Source organism: Vallitalea longa, from assembly GCF_027923465.1.
Classification (GTDB): Bacteria; Bacillota; Clostridia; order Lachnospirales; family Vallitaleaceae; genus Vallitalea; species Vallitalea longa.
Genome location: NZ_BRLB01000019.1, coordinates 25,488 through 43,573, shown reverse-complemented (window position 1 = coordinate 43,573; position 18,086 = coordinate 25,488). Strand labels below are relative to the sequence as shown.

Annotated in this window: 14 protein-coding genes; 12 read left to right on the top strand and 2 right to left on the bottom strand. The window is 29.7% G+C overall.

Going from position 1 to position 18,086, the window contains the following annotated elements:
• Positions 1-86: 86 nt before the first annotated feature.
• Positions 87-803, top strand: coding sequence for a DUF2161 domain-containing phosphodiesterase (locus tag QMG30_RS20630; protein ID WP_281818764.1), 717 nt, complete (start codon positions 87-89; stop codon positions 801-803).
• On the opposite strand, the gene QMG30_RS20625 is transcribed toward QMG30_RS20630, so the two are convergent.
• The gene (locus QMG30_RS20625; RefSeq protein WP_281818761.1) at positions 787-1,695 is read right to left on the bottom strand and encodes an AraC family transcriptional regulator; all 909 of its coding nucleotides are present in this window, start codon (positions 1,693-1,695) and stop codon (positions 787-789) included. The genes QMG30_RS20630 and QMG30_RS20625 overlap by 17 nt on opposite strands.
• A gap of 232 nt (positions 1,696-1,927) precedes the next feature.
• Here QMG30_RS20625 and QMG30_RS20620 point away from each other — a divergent pair, with 232 nt between their 5' ends.
• From QMG30_RS20620 to QMG30_RS20600, 5 genes are all read left to right on the top strand, one after another.
• Positions 1,928-3,229 carry an extracellular solute-binding protein gene (locus tag QMG30_RS20620; protein ID WP_281818759.1) on the top strand — a complete coding sequence of 434 codons (1,302 nt, stop codon included), beginning with the start codon at positions 1,928-1,930 and terminating at the stop codon, positions 3,227-3,229.
• Between the two features lie 82 nt (positions 3,230-3,311).
• On the top strand, positions 3,312-4,238 hold the full coding sequence (locus QMG30_RS20615) for a carbohydrate ABC transporter permease (protein WP_281818758.1): 927 nt from the start codon (positions 3,312-3,314) through the stop codon (positions 4,236-4,238).
• Between the two features lie 15 nt (positions 4,239-4,253).
• On the top strand, positions 4,254-5,084 hold the full coding sequence (locus QMG30_RS20610; RefSeq protein ID WP_281818756.1) for a carbohydrate ABC transporter permease: 831 nt from the start codon (positions 4,254-4,256) through the stop codon (positions 5,082-5,084).
• Positions 5,085-5,102: 18 nt separating this feature from the next.
• Complete coding sequence (locus QMG30_RS20605; protein ID WP_281818754.1) at positions 5,103-6,809, top strand: glycoside hydrolase family 66 protein; 1,707 nt, start codon at positions 5,103-5,105, stop codon at positions 6,807-6,809.
• 279 nt (positions 6,810-7,088) lie between these two features.
• Complete coding sequence (locus QMG30_RS20600; RefSeq protein WP_281818753.1) at positions 7,089-7,733, top strand: hypothetical protein; 645 nt, start codon at positions 7,089-7,091, stop codon at positions 7,731-7,733.
• 508 nt (positions 7,734-8,241) lie between these two features.
• Here QMG30_RS20600 and QMG30_RS20595 read toward each other — a convergent pair.
• A complete protein-coding gene (locus QMG30_RS20595; RefSeq protein ID WP_281818752.1) occupies positions 8,242-9,438 on the bottom strand; it encodes a DNA polymerase IV in 1,197 nt (398 codons plus the stop codon).
• A 424-nt stretch (positions 9,439-9,862) separates the two neighbouring features.
• Here QMG30_RS20595 and QMG30_RS20590 point away from each other — a divergent pair, with 424 nt between their 5' ends.
• The 6 genes from QMG30_RS20590 to QMG30_RS20565 all read left to right on the top strand — a co-directional run bounded on the left by QMG30_RS20590 (position 9,863) and on the right by QMG30_RS20565 (position 17,928).
• Positions 9,863-10,930, top strand: coding sequence for a branched-chain amino acid aminotransferase (locus QMG30_RS20590; protein WP_281818751.1), 1,068 nt, complete (start codon positions 9,863-9,865; stop codon positions 10,928-10,930).
• A gap of 337 nt (positions 10,931-11,267) precedes the next feature.
• Positions 11,268-13,043, top strand: coding sequence for a cache domain-containing sensor histidine kinase (locus tag QMG30_RS20585; protein ID WP_281818749.1), 1,776 nt, complete (start codon positions 11,268-11,270; stop codon positions 13,041-13,043).
• 14 nt (positions 13,044-13,057) lie between these two features.
• On the top strand, positions 13,058-14,659 hold the full coding sequence (locus QMG30_RS20580; protein ID WP_281818748.1) for a response regulator transcription factor: 1,602 nt from the start codon (positions 13,058-13,060) through the stop codon (positions 14,657-14,659).
• A gap of 123 nt (positions 14,660-14,782) precedes the next feature.
• Complete coding sequence (locus QMG30_RS20575; protein WP_281818747.1) at positions 14,783-16,096, top strand: ABC transporter substrate-binding protein; 1,314 nt, start codon at positions 14,783-14,785, stop codon at positions 16,094-16,096.
• Positions 16,097-16,183: 87 nt separating this feature from the next.
• On the top strand, positions 16,184-17,089 hold the full coding sequence (locus QMG30_RS20570; protein ID WP_281818745.1) for a carbohydrate ABC transporter permease: 906 nt from the start codon (positions 16,184-16,186) through the stop codon (positions 17,087-17,089).
• Positions 17,086-17,928 carry a carbohydrate ABC transporter permease gene (locus tag QMG30_RS20565; protein ID WP_281818744.1) on the top strand — a complete coding sequence of 281 codons (843 nt, stop codon included), beginning with the start codon at positions 17,086-17,088 and terminating at the stop codon, positions 17,926-17,928. Before QMG30_RS20570 ends, QMG30_RS20565 begins: the two co-directional genes overlap by 4 nt.
• Positions 17,929-18,086: the final 158 nt, after the last annotated feature.

The following is an 18,086-nucleotide window of genomic DNA, read 5'->3' as shown; positions in this document are numbered from 1 at the left end:
AAGTAATATCTTATCTAATTTTCATATATCGACTAAAAAGAGAAATTGGTATATAATGTTACTATAAATTTTAATGGAGAAACCCAATGAATATAAAAGAAACGGATTTATATAAACCTATTCATGATTATTTTACACAGTTAGGTTACCAAGTTAATGGTGAAGTGAAATCTATAGATGTTACAGCAATCAAAGATGATGAATTGATCTTGATTGAACTTAAGAAGAGTCTTAACATGAAGTTGTTGATTCAAGGAACTAAAGGACAGAGATTGACTGATAAAGTCTATCTTGCCATAGAACGCCCTAAGGGAACATTTTCAAAGCAGTGGAAAGATAAGCTATATTTAATCAGAAGATTAGAACTTGGTCTTATTTATGTATCTTTTACAGGTAAAGAACCATTAGTACAAATTGTATATCATCCCAAACCTTTTAATAGAAAACAAAGTATGAAGCTATCTAAAAAAAAGAAAAATAATGTCATATCAGAGATTGAAGGACGATATGGTGATTTTAATGTAGGAGGTAGCAGTAAGACGAAACTAATGACAGCGTATAAAGAAAATTCTTTACATATTGCTTGCTGTTTGAAAAAATATGGAGAATTATCACCAAAAGAATTAAGACAACTAGGAACAGGTAACAAGACAACATCTATTCTTTACAATAATTTTCATGAATGGTTTACTAAAATAGATAGAGGTATATATGGTATCAGTGATAAAGGAATAGACGCTATCAATAAGTATAATGATTTAGCTGATTACTATTATGAATTATTATCTAAGGAAGAAGCATAGTATTATTGTAATAGTCAGTTGCTGTACACCCAGCATATTTTTTGAATAATTTGCTGAAATAATATGGATTGTCTATGCCAACGAGATAAGCTATTTCAGTAAATTTCATGTTGGTTGTCAATATCAGTTCTTTAGCTTTGTTGATTCTTAACATATTGATATAATTTATTATCGTGTGTCCTGTAAGCTGTTTGAAACATCTGTTGAGATAGTCATAATTAGAGTCAAAATGTTCAGCTATGACATAGCCAGTCAATTTATTGGTATATTCACTGTTTATATAATTCAAGACTTCTGTAGCTTTGTGCTGTGGCTTACTTATTTGATTAGAAGAGGATTCAATAATATTTGAAGCGAATTCTCTTGAAATTCTTATAAAAAGATTCAGAAGTTCTGTTGAAATTATTTCTTTATAATTTTCAATTCTTATTTCGTAATTATTAATACATTCTTTTAATTTATTAGAATAATAATCAATATGTTCCAAAGAGTACTGTTTAGGTAAAAAACATTTTGAATCATTAGGGAGTTCGCTAGATAGACAATTGCTTGTTGTTGCACAATAACGTCTTTTTCGTAATTCATTAGCTAAAGTAATGATATCTTTAAAATCAGTTTCACATAATCCTAAATTTGAAAAATGTATATGGAAATACTCACAAGATGCAGATTTATACCCTTTATGATTTTTATTGGGTTCAAAGATGAATATATCTTTTTTATGTAAATGATATCTAATCCCATCTTCTTCAATAAACATATTTCCCCTTTTTATGACATATACTATAAACTCGTTTGCCTTTCGCTCGAAATGTTTCCAAGGCTGATGATAATATATCTGTCCAATAAATCTAACCATAGGTAAAACATCCGTTTTCATATGAAAAATCATTCTCTACACACTTCCTTATATTATGTTCCTATCTCAAATAACGATTACAACCACATTACATATCATTTCAACACTTTACCTTTCTTAATTATAATATCCCATTCATATTTTTCAACTGAAAATATAAAAAAAGTAGGTTTTGTATAAAGAAAGTCAGATTTAGTTATTTGAATTTTTTCATATTTAACTATAATTATACATATACAAAATTTATATCTTAGGGGGAAATACAATGAAGATTATAAGAAATACAATGATTATAGTGTTAGCATTGACACTTATGTTTACTGGTTGTACTAAAAGTGATGATGCGAAAGATAGTGTAAATGATATTGACGGTCAAACAAAAGAAGAGGATTTCAACCAAGAAGAAGCTTCGGGTGAAAAAGTAAAACTGACATTTTGGCATAACTATGGTGCAGATAAGGAAACACCATTTTTCCAAGATACCATTATTCCAATGTTCAATGAAAAATATCCTAACATTGAAATTGAGGTGGTAGCACAAGGTAATGATCAATATGCTGAGCAGATAGTCATTAGTGCAGGTACTAATACTACACCAGATATTGCTAGACTTGATTTAACAGATGTTTCCGGATTAGCTAAAATGGGAGCATTAGCACCATTAGATGATATGGAAGGTTTTGATGAATTGAAATCTAATTTATTTGATGGACCTATGGCTACCAATTATTATAATGGTAAGTATTATGGTTTGCCACTTGATAGTAGCTGTAAAGCGGCAATATTCAATATGAATAAATTAAAAGAATTAGGATTTGATGATGTTCCAAAGACTATGGAAGAATTCATTGATGCAAGCCTTGAAAAAGGGGAATATACAATGAATGTTTCAAGTGCGGGAGATTGGGACTTCCTACCTTATTTCTGGTCATTTGGTGGTGTTATAACTAATGAAGATTTTACAAAAGCAACAGGATATCTTGATAGTGAACAAAGCATTAATGCAGTCAATAAATTAAAAGGACTTCATGATAAAGGAATGTTCACAATCAAAGAAATCGATGGAAGTACAGATGCTTGGGATGGTATAAAATCTGGAGAATATGCAATGTTCCTTGAAGGTCCATGGTTCTTTGCCTTCACAGAAGATTGGGAAGATTCAGGACTGAAACCAGCACTTATTCCAACTTATGATAACCAGTCAAGTTCAATAGTAGGTGGTGAGAGCATAGGTATATTCAACAGTTGTGAACATAAAAAAGAAGCTTTCCAATTTGTCCAATTCTTACTTTCCGAAGAAGTACAAGTGTTGATGGGAAAAGAAATGGGACAGATGCCAGTATTAAAATCAGCAGCAAAAAATGAAGAGTTGACAAGTGATGAAGTATGGTCTGTTTATCTTGAACAGTTGAACAATGCTAACACACGTATTCCATCACCTGAAAAGGCTACAATAGAAGAACATCTAAAAGACGCTTTTGATAGTATTCTAACTGAGGCAGTAACAACTGAAGAGGGGTTGACAAATGCAGCCGAGTTGATAGATGGGGTTCTTAGCAATAACTAATTATAATTAATACATAGGGCTATCTTAGAAAAGTATGTATTCTAGGATAGACCTATTATTAACTTCATTGGAGGGTTGACACATGAGGACTAGTAAGGTCAGAAAAAAGACACACAATGAATCTAACAAGATATATAATAAATCTTGGCAGGCGATTATCTTTATACTACCTGGATTAATATTAGCTGTTGCATTCATATTTTATCCAATGTTGAAAAACATTCAAATCAGTTTTTCAGATTATGACATTATTTCAGGTAAATTGACTTTTACAGGACTTGATAATTTCAAAGCATTATTCACAGAATCTCAACAAAGGTTTTTTACTGCTTATAGAAATAATATTTTATATGCTGTCGTTGTAACACCTATAACATTATTTCTAGGACTTATTATAGCAGTAGCCATTAATTCTATTAAGAAATTTTCTACAACCTTTAAAGTGATCTATTATCTACCAGTTATCACTTCATGGATTATTGCGGGATTAGTGTTCAAGTATTTATTTAATCCTGGTATCCAAGGACCAATAAATTATTTATTGGTTAATGTTCTACATATAACATCTACCCCCATAAACTGGCTGAAAACAGAATGGGGTGGAAATATATCCATATGGATACTTGGAATATGGAAAAATATTGGATATGCTATGTTGTTGTATTTAGCGGCAATACAAGGTATCAACAAGAGTTATTATGAAGTGGCAGCTATTGAAGGTGCAACTGGATTCCAGAAATTAAAAAATGTTACTATACCTTTAATAAAACCAACTACTTTTTTTCTAACTATACAATTATTGATAGGATCATTCAACGTATTTTTACAAGTTCTCGTTCTAACAGGAGGAGATCCTAGAGGAAAAACAAGTGTACTTCAATATTTATTATATACACGTACATTCAAATTGTATAAATTTGGAGAAGGCGCGGCTATAGGATTGATAACAGCCATTAGCATATTGATTGTAACTCTTATATTGAATAAAAAAATGAAAGTGGATTATTAAAGGAGATGAATCATATTGAAAAACATTAGAAAAATACTTAAATGGGCATTACTCATTTTGGGTGCTGTAATTTTCATGCTTCCATTTATTATAATGATAGGTAATTCATTTGAGACATTCACATTTTCTTTACCTAATCCACCTAGATTGTTACCAAAAGAATTTACTTTTGATAACTTTAAAGAAATAGTAAATGTTTATCATATATTTGACTATTTTGGTAATAGTGCATTTATTACTTTTGTAACAACCATAATCGTTATATTTATTTCCGCATTATCAGCATATGCTTTTGCTAAAATTCCATTTAGGGGTAAAGAATTATTATTCAAGTTATATTTATTTACGCTTATGATACCAGGCGTATTGAATATAATACCTCAGTTTATGTTGATTAATCAATTAGGTATGATAGGAACAAGAAGAGGACTTATATTACTATATATCGGTACAGGAATATGCGGTAATACCTTTTTCCTAAGAGGATTTTTTGAAGCTATTCCCAATGAATTAATTGAATCTGTTGTGGTTGATGGAGGTTCACATTTTACGATATTTAAGAAGATTGTAATGCCTTTAGCTAGACCGGCTATTGGAACATTGGCGATTCTCGTTCTATTGGGAACATGGGACGATTTCTTGACAGCAAAGATTATATTAGGTGCGAAAGAGAATCTATTGACATTACCAATCGTCATCCACAGGATCAATGGACAGCATGCTACTAAATATGGTTTGGTTTTTGCTGCATCAATAATAACATTGATTCCAGTTATGATAGTCTATACTATAAATCAAAAATTCTTTGTAGTTGGAGGTATCGGTGAGGGCGCAATAAAAGAATAGAGCTTAGAGGTGAAAAGAATGGAAAACATGAATGACGCAAGAATCGAAATAATAGATATATTTCCAGATAAAGCAGTATATAAACCGAATGAAAAAGTAAAAATTAATATACATATAAATAATAGAGATAAAGACAAAAAACCTTATTATATCAATTATAAAATATCTCATTTAAATAAAATAATATGTAATAGAAAAGAAATACATGTACTCAATGAAGGAATCAATAAAGTAAAATTAGAATACATGCCTCCTAATGTAAAAAACAGAGGATATGGGGTTCATGTAAGTATTCAGGGCAGTTACAGAGAGACTTCTTTTGATGTGTTGGAACATTGGAAGGTTAGGCCTAGATATGGATTCTTAAGTGATTTCTACAAAGAGGATGAAAAAGATGAAAAAGATGTTCTGCAGATGTTGAAATATCATATCAATGTGGTTCAATTTTACGATTGGATGTATAGACATGAAGATCTAATACCAAAAAAACCGTATTTCATGGATTTACTTGATAGAAAACTATCCAGAGAAGCCATAATAGATAAAATAAACAGTTGTCATACTTACAATATGGCAGCTATAGGATATGGATGTATCTATGCATCTTCAAAAGATTTTTATGAAAAACATAAAGAGTGGGGCTTATATACTAACGATGATAAACCACAGAATCTAGGGGAATGGTTTTATATAATGAATATTGATGAATCGTCTCCTTGGACCAAGCATATAATCAATCAATATGAATTAGCCATACATGAATTGGATTTTGATGGTATTCACCTTGATACGTACGGGTTCCCAAAAACAGCTTATTCCATTCTTGATAATGATAAAAAATTAGTGAGACTTAACGAGCAGTTCTTACCATTTATCAATAAGACCTATAATAAATTAAGTAGTATCAAGCCAGATATTGGCTTAATCTTCAATGCAGTCGGTAACTGGGCGATAGAAGCAGTAGCACCTAGTAAACAAGCTGCCTGCTATATAGAAGTATGGGACCCACAATCTAAATACAGGCATTTATTTGAATTGATTCATAGGGCAAAAGAATTAAGTGGTAAACAAGTTATTCTTGCAGCTTACATGAAGTGTTTTGATAAAAAGTACGATTACTCACCAGAAAGTTGTTTGAATAGTCTTTTGCTTACAACTGCTGTTATAACAGCTAGTGGAGGATTTCAACTGGTTCTAGGTGAAGAAAATGGTGTTTTATGCGACCCGTATTATGTTAATTATGGTAAGTTGACAGATGGACAAGGGGAAAAGGTCAGGAGTTATTATGATTTCATAGTCAGATATGGAGATATTCTATATGATATGGATGCAGTAGATATATCTATGACTCATGCAAATGGAATCAATACAGAATACCTATTTTCAGGAAGTGATTTTTCCTCTTATCCTACAGAACATTCAATATGGACACAAATAAGAGAAGTGAATGAGTATAAAGTCATACATCTCATAAACATGGTAGGTATAGATAATGATGTATGGAATGAAGAGAAAAATAATAAACCTAAAGAAATAGAGGGTATACAAATAAAAGCTCTTATTGATGAACAGGTGATGGGTGTTTATTATGCCTCACCTGATAATGAAAGCATAAGCAGTGTAGAGGTGGAATATACAACTGAATCTTTGGAAAGAGGTAATTATATTTGTTTTGAAGTACCTAAACTTGAATTCTGGGGAATGGTTTACATAAAAGTCAAGTAATAGACAGAAATATCAATGGTATTCTGTTGGTATTATGGAAAGTTATCTTCATATATAAGAGTAATCTTATTGCAAATAAATGAAGATGACTTTATTTGTAGTAATCATTGATTCGTTGTATCTTTCTTTTCAATGCTATTGATGATTATGTAACCAAAATAGAATATTATAACATATTTAATAATTTAGGCGATTTGATTTTAAAATAATGTGAGTTATAATATACAATATAGCCAATAAATCTAAAATTATCTGATGAAAAGAGGTGTATATGAAAATATGAGAAAGAGTCATTTGATTAATATAATTTTAATTGTGATGATTGTATGTAGTAGCTGTAAAAGTATAGACCAAGAAAGTTATAGTAATAATGATGAGAAAGATGTAGATATTAAAGTAATGACAGATGTAACTCTAGGAGAAAGCGACTTAAGTATGATGGGTAAGGATAATTATATAATTGCTCTTAGATTATATGATGGTAAGTATTATGAAGACTATAATCCTGGACCAGAATATGGTGCTAATTGGGTTGGAAACTGTAAATTATGTATTATAGATACTGATAAAAACTATATTATAGACTCATATTCTAGCAATGAATTCAATGAGCAGCTATCAGTGAAAAATAAATTTGATATAACTATTGAAGATTATAATAATGATGGTAACTATGAATTTCTAGTAGGACAATATGGTTCAAGTAATTTTAATATATATAATATGTATTACATAACAAGTGATTTCAAGATAGGATATTATGATGAAGTAGGAGAAATCAATATTACCAATAAAGAATACTCTCCAGTATTGGATTTAGATGAGAATGGTAATATCATCTATGATTATTATGATAATAATAAGGGAGAAAAAATAATTAAAACAATAGATACTGAATTAATTAATCATGACGATAAACAATAATACTAACTTATAAATTAATTTAAAAACATTACAAATTAAAGCAAGTCGATTAATGCATCACATGAACGTTAAAGTTGTATTTAAATAAGTAAATCAGGTAAATATGTTAAAAATAAAATCTCCAATAGTAAAATTGTATTGGAGATTTATGTTATTTATAATATATGTGGATTTATATCCATGTATAGTAATTTGCTATAGTAATTCGTTAAGAACAGTTACTCAATATTTATTATTCTGATTAATACCTTTCGTCAGTACTATTCCAATAAATATTATAAACGAAATGATGAAACCACATAATAAGCTTAATGTTTCTGAGTGTGTTTTCATAATGATTATTGCAAGTAAAATGATTATCTGTGTTAATATAATTAAGATATTATGTAATGGAGTGTCGATACCTTTTGATAAAATATGGTTCAATATTAGTAATGTCAGCAAGCATATAAATATAAATAATATCAAAAAATATATGAATGGCATTATATCATCCTTCCCATGCTATTTATTTTTGCTTAGGATTGTAACTATTATCTATCAATGAAGCTCTTTTCACTGAATCATAACCGAAACGTTCTCTAAGTTCATCTACTAACCTATCCACTTGTTCTTTTTTATGAGGGACGTTTTCTTCCTTTTCAAACAAAGACAGTTGTTGATACTCGCTATTATCAAAATTTCCTATTCCAACACCAAGTAATCTAACAGATTGTCCCAATTCTAGATTATCCAATAAATTACAAGTTTTATTATATATAATATCGGTAACATCCGTTGGATTATTGATAGTAATACTTCTTGTTATTGTCTTGAAATTACTATATTTGATTTTAATAGATATGGTTTTGCCTTTTAACATATGTTTCCTTAGTCGCCAGCTTACCGAATCTGCTAATAGTAGAGCTTCTTTTTTTAGTTTGTCCAGATCATCTATATCTGATGAGAAAGTAATTTCGTTACTTATGCTTTTGGTCTCATTTCTAACATTAGGGTCGATAATACTTTCACCAATACCATTAGCTGAATCATGGATTTCATTTGCATATTTGTTACCAATTATAGTTGCAAGTGTATCAACTGGGCATTTAGCTAAATCACCTATAGTTTTTACATTGATCTTGTTAAGTGCAATAGTTGTTTTTTTACCCACACCATAAAGTTCTCCCACAGGTAGATGCCATAATTTATTTTCTATGTCTTTGGGGTAGATCTCTGTTATTCCAAGTGGTTTTTTATAATCAGAAGCCATTTTTGCCAATAATTTATTAGAAGATATACCTACAGAACATGGAATATCCAATTCATCAAGTAACCTATTCTGTATTATAGAGGCTGCTTCTAGTGTAGAACCAAATAGATTTTCAGTTCCAGTCATGTCTAGAAAAGCTTCATCAATGGATAACTGTTGTTTTAAAGGTGTATACTCATCAAAAATATTCATTATTTTCTTGGAGATATTACTATATAAGTTGTGAGTAGGTCTGATGATGACAGCTTCTGGGCATAGCTTAACAGCTTGCCAGATGGGCATAGTGGTCTTCACACCATAAGCCTTTGCATCATAACTGGCAGCTAGTACGATACCTCGCCTTTTCTTAGGGTCTCCCCCTACTATTAAAGGTTTCTCTTTTAATTTAGGATTCAAAGCTTGCTCACAAGAAGCAAAAAAAGAATTCATATCAATATGGAAAATAGTTCTCATCGTAATCACTCTATTAATTGGTAGAATACCGAATATATGTTCTAATATAATCATACCATAATCTATGACTATAATCTATACAAAATTTTGTTTTTGAAATATCAAATAAATTACGGGATATAGATATTTTGTTTGAACAATTTAGTAAATAGAAATTTTGAGCATATTATATTGCATTTAGCAATTAATGAGTATATAATATACCTTAAATAATTTTCAAAATATGAGTTACTTAAGCTTTTACTTAGTTATGTTAAGTGTTATAGATAAAACACATTTGTATATTAAAAAAACAATTATGTAAGAACATTTTTTTCTGTTTTATGATATTATGTAAATTGAGCAGTTATAATAAGTATGAAACTTAAGTATGAAATAACAGGGAATAATAATTCCCTTAAAAATTAAGAAGGGGGCATTTTTAATGCTAAATATTAAATATGAATTGACTAAAGATCTAAAAGAAAAACCTGATTTCAATAATCTTGGATTCGGAACTAAATTTACTGATCATATGTTTATTATGGATTATAATGATGGTCAAGGCTGGCATGATCCTAGAATCGTACCTTATCAACCTATTTGTTTGGATCCTTCCGCTATGGTTTTCCATTATGGACAAGAAATGTTTGAAGGAATGAAAGCGTATAAGACAGAAGACGGAAGAGTTCTTCTATTCAGACCTGATAAAAACATACATAGAACAAATGTGACTAATGATAGATTATGTATACCACAAATTGATGAAGATGATATGTTCCAAGCAATCAATGATTTAATCAAAGTAGAAAAAGATTGGATTCCAACTCCAAAAGGAACTTCTCTTTACATTAGACCATTCATTATTGCAACAGATCCTTTCTTAGGTGTAAGAGCTTCTAATTCATACAAATTTATGGTTATATTATGTCCAGTTGGTGCTTATTATAAAGAAGGAATCAATCCTGTTAAAATATGGGTTGAAACTGAATATGTTCGTGCTGTAAAAGGTGGAATCGGATTTGCTAAAACTGGTGGTAATTATGCAGCTAGTATTAAAGCTCAAATGAAAGCTAAAGAAAGAGGATATTCTCAAGTATTATGGTTAGATGGAGTAGAAAGAAAATATGTTGAAGAAGTAGGTACTATGAACGTATTCTTCAAAATCAACGGAGAAGTTATTACACCATCACTTGAGGGTAGTATATTAGCAGGAGTTACTAGAGATTCTGTTATAGAATTATTAAAGACTTGGAATATACCTGTTTCTGAAAGAAAACTATCTGTTGAAGAAATCTATGATGCAGCTGAAAAAGGAACACTAGAAGAAGCATTCGGAACTGGAACAGCTGCTGTAATATCACCTATTGGTGAACTTAATTATGATGGAAGAGTTATTAGTATAAATGATGGAAATATCGGAGAAGTATCACAAAGAATCTATGATACTATCACTGGTATTCAAACTGGTCATGTAGAAGATCCAAATGGATGGGCAGTTGAAGTAAAATAATCAGTACGAAGTAGTAGATTTGTTATAGATAAATTAAATATAGTTAACTATATAAGATGATTCCTATTATATTTAGGAGTCATTTTTTTTGCTTTTATTAATTAAGATAATTGTTGTTAAGAATAATTTGTATATGAATAAATGAAATTCTACATATGGAATTACAAACGCCATATTAAGTTGTTATTTAATAATTAATATGATATTATTATTGTTATTGTTACGGATATATATAATTATAAGTTGCAATAGGATATGACTTAATTATATATAGATTTATTAATGTGTTTATTTATATTTTAAGGTATTGATTAAATAAATATAGGGGGGGATATTGTTGAGATTTTTTCATATAAAATCTTTAAAAAGCAATATCATGATTTATTTTTCAGTTATTTTTATTATTGTTCTCTGTATTATAGGTTTAGTAGGGTATAGGTTCTTTTCACAAGTTTTAACTAATGAAATATTAAGTTATACAGAAAAAATAATAGCTCAGACCAGTTCTAGCATAGATCTTTATTTCGGGCAAATAAAAAATCTAACTCAAATTACAGCTGGAAATGAGGAGATAATTAATGCCATCAAAGAAGATGAATTGTCTATAGGTTCAAGTTTCCTATATAATAATAGGAAGATTTCAGATGTACTACAAGAAACTAAAAAGTTCAATAGAAAAATAAAAGATTTGATAATCATAAAAAAAGATGGTACTTGTTATAATTATTCAAATTCATGTGTAAGAAAAGACTATAATTTTTATGAACAGGATTGGTTCCCGAAGTATGAGGAAAAATATGCAAAAGTTTGTTTCACAGGTATTCATTCTCAAGATTATTATGTGCTAGATAATAATCTTGGGAATGTAGTTTCAACAGTCATTCCTATCATGGATTATACAGATCCTAATAGAGAATTCTATGCAATGCTTTTATGTAATTTGAACATCAGTGATATTGCAGACATTACACAAGATGCTCAATTAGGTAAAACAGGTTTCTTTTTAATACTAGATAATAATAATGAATTAGTTTATAATCCGACCAGCTATCAATTTGATAATGATTTCAAAAAAAACATCATAACCAATTTAAGTCAGCAGAGTGGACAATTTGTTTCAAAACATGATAAAGAAAATGTTCTTGTCGTATATAAAACTTCAACAATCACTGGGTGGAAAATAATTTCAATCATACCTATGAAAGAGATACTGAGTCACTTAGATAATATAAAAATATTCACATTCTTTTTAATCATCATTTGTGTGTTTATTGTTATAATAGTGTCCATATTCATTTCTAGAAGTATAACTAAACCCATATCAGGATTAATGAAAAAGATGGAGAATATAGGACAGGGTAATTTTGATATCAAATTATACGATAATAGTACTATAGAGATGGAAATGTTGAGTAGTAATATAGACGTAATGATAGAGAGCATCAACAAGCTAAATGAAGACATATATTCTTATAAGATGAAAAGTAAAGAAGCAGAAGTAAAAATGTTGCAAAGTCAGATAAACCCACATTTCCTATATAATACATTACAATCTGTCAAAGCTTTGGCCTTATTGAATAAAACAAAAGATATAAGTAAAATGGTTACGTTGATTGGTAATATGCTTAGATACTCTATCTATGACTTAGATAAATTAGTTCCTATCAATAGTGAGATAAAACATGTTAGTGATTATATTAGAATACAAAATTATAGATATTCGGATAAGTTCGATTATAGGATTGACAGTGAAATTGAATTATCCAATTTACAGACTTTGAAACTTATTTTACAACCAATCGTAGAAAATAGTATTATTCATGGCCTGCAAGAAAATATAAAAGGGATAATAGCTATCAATGTCTTTGCGAAAGATAATGATATATATTTTGAGATCAATGACAATGGTAAAGGAATGACTCTAGAGGAACTAGAGAAGATTAAAATGCACATTAATGATAAAAATCAAAAAGATCAGAGTAAAAGTATTGGTTTAAAGAATGTTAATGAAAGAATTAAGTTGAAATATGGGGACCGATATGGGCTAAGTATAGCTTCTAAGTCAGATATTGGTACTAGTGTTACTATAATAATTCCAAAAATAAATTCTTGAGAGGGTGGACTAATATGAAAGTTGTAATTGCTGATGATGAAGTTCTTACTTTGCAATTATTACAGAAGATTATTGATTGGGAGAGTTTAGATATTACTATAGCTGGGGTAGCACAAAATGGTATTGAGGCTCAGGATATTATTAGGAAATATTCTCCACAAATACTTATTACAGACATTAGAATGCCTAAGATGGATGGACTAGAGTTAATAAAGTGGACAAAGAGTTTTGATAGTAAGATAAAAGTAATAATACTAAGTGCATATGGGGAATTTGAGTATGCACAGAGAGCTTTGGAAAGCGGAGTTGTAGAGTATCTATTAAAACCTATCGATGAAGACAAACTATACGACCTTGTTAAAAGACTGAAAAGGGAGATAGAAGAAGAGTTAAAAGAACAAATCAGCCTGTCTAGTATAAAAAAAATCGAGTCCAGAAAAATATTCAAACAATTATTGTATCCATGTGATATTACTGAAATCAATCATATCTCTAATATAGAATCAAAAATAAGCGATAGAGAATACAGATTAATAAATATCAATGTAGATAACCTTTCTTATGATGATTTCATTAAATTCAGCGAATTGAAAGATAAAGAAATAGATGATATAACTGATTTTATAGAAATGAGTCTAAGAAAATCAGAAGAAAATATTAATAGCATAGTTACTGAAGGATATTTTGGAGAATGGATGGTAATTATGGGATTTACTGATGATATGGGTAATGATAATGACATAATCAGATATGAAAGAATAACAGAACAATTGATACAGAATTTTTCTATGAAAATAGGAATAAAATGCTATGCGAGTATTAGTATGCCTCATACGAAAGTTAATGAAATCTATAAGGCTTATTATGAAACGCTTGATTTAATTAAATATAGGTTTTACCTAGGTGATAAAGCTGTTTTAAGTAATAATGCTACTCATATGAAGCTTAATTTGAAAGAACTAAGATTGATAGATCAACAAAAAAAACTTCTGGAATATTTGAATACGCAGGATGAAAAAGGAGCAATTTGTTTATTGACAGAGATATTTCAAGACATTAATAATAATGGGGCTTTAGAACCTGATAAAATATATGATTTTTGTTATGAGCTAATTGTTTTGATTAGACATAAATTCTGTTCTGGAAAAATCAATAGTAAAGTACTATTTCTAGTTGAAGACATCACAATAGAAAAATTAAAAACATATAAAACATTAATAGATCTGAAAGACTATATGATAAGTCTGTTCAAGAATATAATCAACCATCTTATTACTATTGAAGAAAAAGAAAGCAGCAGGCTTATACAGAAAGCAAAAGAGTACATAAGTATGAATTATAATTCAGCAATAACTCTAGATGATATATGTGAATATGTTTCAGTAAGTAAAAGTTATTTTTGTTATATGTTCAAAAGAGAAATGGGTAGTAGCATATGGAACTATCTTACTTATTACAGGATTGAAAAGGCCAAAGAATTGTTGAAAGATACTGATATGAAAAATTATGAGATATCCTATTCTATAGGTTATGAAAATCCTAGTTATTTTACAAAAACATTTAGAAAGTTAACGGGAATGACACCTCAGGAATTTAAAGGTAAGAATTATAGGTAAATAAAATGATTCAATAATATAGAGTTGTAAATAGTAACATAGTTTCTTTAAATTAAATCTTAATTAAGTATAATTAAAGTATAGAGGATCCTTTAAATAATCATAAATAAATAGGAGGTAATTATGAAGAGGTTTTTATCAATAATTATGACTATAACTATCTGTTTGTCGTTGGTTTTAGTAGGGTGTCAAAAGAAACAAGACAAAAAAGATGTACAAGATAAACAAGAGGGAAAAGATAATGAAACAGCAGCTGTAACCAATAAAGAAGAAAAGGAAGAAGTTGTTACTCTTAAGATTATGGGGTGGGATAATGAGAGTCAACAAAAAGTTTATCTAGAGCCTTTTGAAAAAGATAATCCAAATATTAAGATAGAATATCAATTTGTCGATAACAAACAATTTGATAATGTATTAAATGCTCAGTTAGCAGCTAAGGAAGGACCAGATATTATTATTGCAGGAGCACAAACTAAAAATTTAGCTGCAGCAGGATATTTATTAGATTTAACTAATGAGGAAATAGCAAGCAAATATATGGAAACAGGTTTATCAGCTTTCAGTTTTGATGGAAAATATTATGGAATTCCAAAAATATCATGGTTTGAAGGTGTATTCTATAACAAAAAAATATTTGCAGAAAATAATATAGAAATACCTAAAACATATGATGAATGGTTAGATATACATGAAAAGCTAAAAGAAGCAGGAATCAAACCACAGATAATGGGAGCTAAATCTTGGGAACCTATGATGAAACAATCTATGGGTCTTCTATTAAATGAATTCTATTCTAAAAATGAGAATTTTGATGCAGAATTCGACAGTGGCGAAAAGACTGTAGATGGTAATTGGAATGATGTTTTAGAAAAATGGGGATTATTGGTTGAAAGAGGTTATGTAACTAAAGAAATGTTAGGACTTGATTACGATCAAGCACTTGAAGAATTTTCACTTGAAAAAGCAGCTATGTGGGATTCAGGTCCATGGTCAGATGTAGCATTGAAAGAGAAAAATCCAGATTTAGATTATGGTATGTTCCCATTCCCTGGATATGAAGAAGGAACAGGCTGGTTAGTCGGCGGTCCTGGCGGAGCTTTCTGTATTAACAAAGATACTAAACATAAAGAAGCTGCATTGAAATTCTTAGATTACATATCAAAACCAGAAATTCAGATTGCTTGGGCAAAAGAACAATCAGGTAGTAGCTTCGTAAAGGGTGTTGAAGTTGAATTAGGATCTGTGTATGATACTTGTGCCGAAGCATTCAAAGCAGGTAACGTATATTGTCCATGGAATAATTGGTTCGGTGCACAATCAATAATAATGGAAATGGGTAAAGCACAACAAGAATTTATAGCAGGACAGAAGAGTATAGATGAAGTAGTTAAAGCTATTGATAAGAAAGCGGAAGAAGTTAGAAAAAACAGAAAATAATTTATTTCTAAATCTAATTGACTGTAGTGATTTTATTTTTGATTGCTACAGTCAACTAACTATAAGATGAAAAAGGTGATAATAACAGTGAGAAAACAATTTAAGAACAATCTAGTATTAAAGAAAGAAATTAAATATGAATTGTTTCTTCTTCCTGCATTGGTTGGTTTTGCTATATTTTTTATCTATCCAGTATTAAGCAGTTTTTATTACAGTACAACGGATTGGAGTTTATACAATAATGAAAGTTTCAGCTTCATAGGGTTAGAGAATTTCAAAAGGATTTTTGGTGACGATGAAGCATTTATAGGAATAATCAATTCTTTTAAGTGGGCACTATTAGTAACATTTTTCCATAATTTCTTAGCGATACCTCTTGCTGTGGCTCTTGATTCTAAAATAAAGGGTAAAAACTTTTTTCGTTCAGTTTTTTTTGCACCAGCAGTATTGAGTAGCCTCATAGTAGGATATTTATGGAATTATATCATGGCTCCAACAGATTATGGTCTTATAAATAGAGTTATACAGTTTTTTGGAGGTAGTAATGTAAACTGGTTAGGTGATTCTAATCTTGCACTTTATTCTGTTTTATTCACTCAGATATGGCAGTGGACAGGATGGACTATGATAATTTATTTAGCTAATCTGCAAAGTATTCCAAAGGATTATTACGAAGCTGCTGACATTGATGGTGCTAGTGGTTGGCAGAAATTTAAGGTTATAACAATACCTATGCTTGCTCCTTCAATGACAGTAAATATATTACTTAGTATGATTGGTGGATTAAAAGTATTTGATATTATTTTTTCAATGACTCAGGGTGGACCTGGACATGCAACAGAAACTATTATAACAACATTAATACAACGAGGTTTCACTGAAGGACTTTATGGATATGCTTCAGCAATAGGAGTAGTATTATTTATTATTATTGCTTTTGTATCACTGATATTGCTGAAATTCCTGCTTAAGAGGGAGGAGAAATTAATATGAAACATACCATTAAGAATAAAAAGGATGGGAAGCGTATTATACTAGAAATTGTATTAGTAATTTTAACGATATTTATGTTAGTGCCAATATATTATCTAGTTGTTACAACATTCAAGACTCCCGAACAAGCAACTGCTAATCCCATGGGTTTGCCTACATCTATTAATTTTAAAGCTTATGTAGATGCATGGAAGCTTATGGAATATCCTAGAGTATTCAAAAACAATTTAATAATAACAGGGACAGCTGTATTTGGCGTAGTAATGTTATCTGCAATGGCAGCATATCCCATAGCAAGAAGAAGACATAAACTTAATAAGATAGTGTTTTTCATATTTCTAACAGGTATAATGGTTCCATATCAAATGGCTGTCATTCCTATATACAAACTTATGATTTCATTAAAATTGATGAATAAACTTGCTGGTGTCATATTAATAGATATATTTATCAATGTTCCATTTGCAGTATTTTTGTTTAGAGGTTTTATAAGTACCATACCAATAGAATTAGAAGAGGCTGCATCTATAGATGGATGTGGAATATTTAAAGTGTTTTGGAGAGTGACTTTCCCATTGCTTAAACCGGTAATTGCGACGGTTATTATACTTAATTCATTAAATATTTGGAATGATTTTTTGACTCCATTACTATTTTTGCAATCAAGAGAAAAAGATGTAATTTTACAGGAAGTATATAGAAATATAGGACAATTTTCAATTGATTGGACTAGTTTCTTCCCAATGATGGTATTGGGAGTTGCTCCTCTTGTTATATTCTATGTGTTTATGCAGAAATACATTATTAAGGGAATAGCAAGCGGTGCTGTAAAAGGATAGGTAGAATCAGAACATATCAGCTAATCAATAAAGGAACCAATTAGAAATAATTACAATTGAAATAATAGAGGTATATATAATAATTAAGGGGCTGCTCATAATACACTCCGTATGGTTATAAGCTATTTAAGCACATAGATTGTGCTTTAGCTTATATA

Coding starts and splice junctions, on each gene's coding strand:
- QMG30_RS20630 (WP_281818764.1), top strand. CDS start 87: ATGAATATAAAAGAAACGGATTTATATAAACCTATTCATGATTATTTT.
- QMG30_RS20625 (WP_281818761.1), bottom strand. CDS start 1,695: ATGATTTTTCATATGAAAACGGATGTTTTACCTATGGTTAGATTTATT.
- QMG30_RS20620 (WP_281818759.1), top strand. CDS start 1,928: ATGAAGATTATAAGAAATACAATGATTATAGTGTTAGCATTGACACTT.
- QMG30_RS20615 (WP_281818758.1), top strand. CDS start 3,312: ATGAGGACTAGTAAGGTCAGAAAAAAGACACACAATGAATCTAACAAG.
- QMG30_RS20605 (WP_281818754.1), top strand. CDS start 5,103: ATGGAAAACATGAATGACGCAAGAATCGAAATAATAGATATATTTCCA.
- QMG30_RS20600 (WP_281818753.1), top strand. CDS start 7,089: ATGAGAAAGAGTCATTTGATTAATATAATTTTAATTGTGATGATTGTA.
- QMG30_RS20595 (WP_281818752.1), bottom strand. CDS start 9,438: ATGAGAACTATTTTCCATATTGATATGAATTCTTTTTTTGCTTCTTGT.
- QMG30_RS20590 (WP_281818751.1), top strand. CDS start 9,863: ATGCTAAATATTAAATATGAATTGACTAAAGATCTAAAAGAAAAACCT.
- QMG30_RS20580 (WP_281818748.1), top strand. CDS start 13,058: ATGAAAGTTGTAATTGCTGATGATGAAGTTCTTACTTTGCAATTATTA.
- QMG30_RS20575 (WP_281818747.1), top strand. CDS start 14,783: ATGAAGAGGTTTTTATCAATAATTATGACTATAACTATCTGTTTGTCG.
- QMG30_RS20565 (WP_281818744.1), top strand. CDS start 17,086: ATGAAACATACCATTAAGAATAAAAAGGATGGGAAGCGTATTATACTA.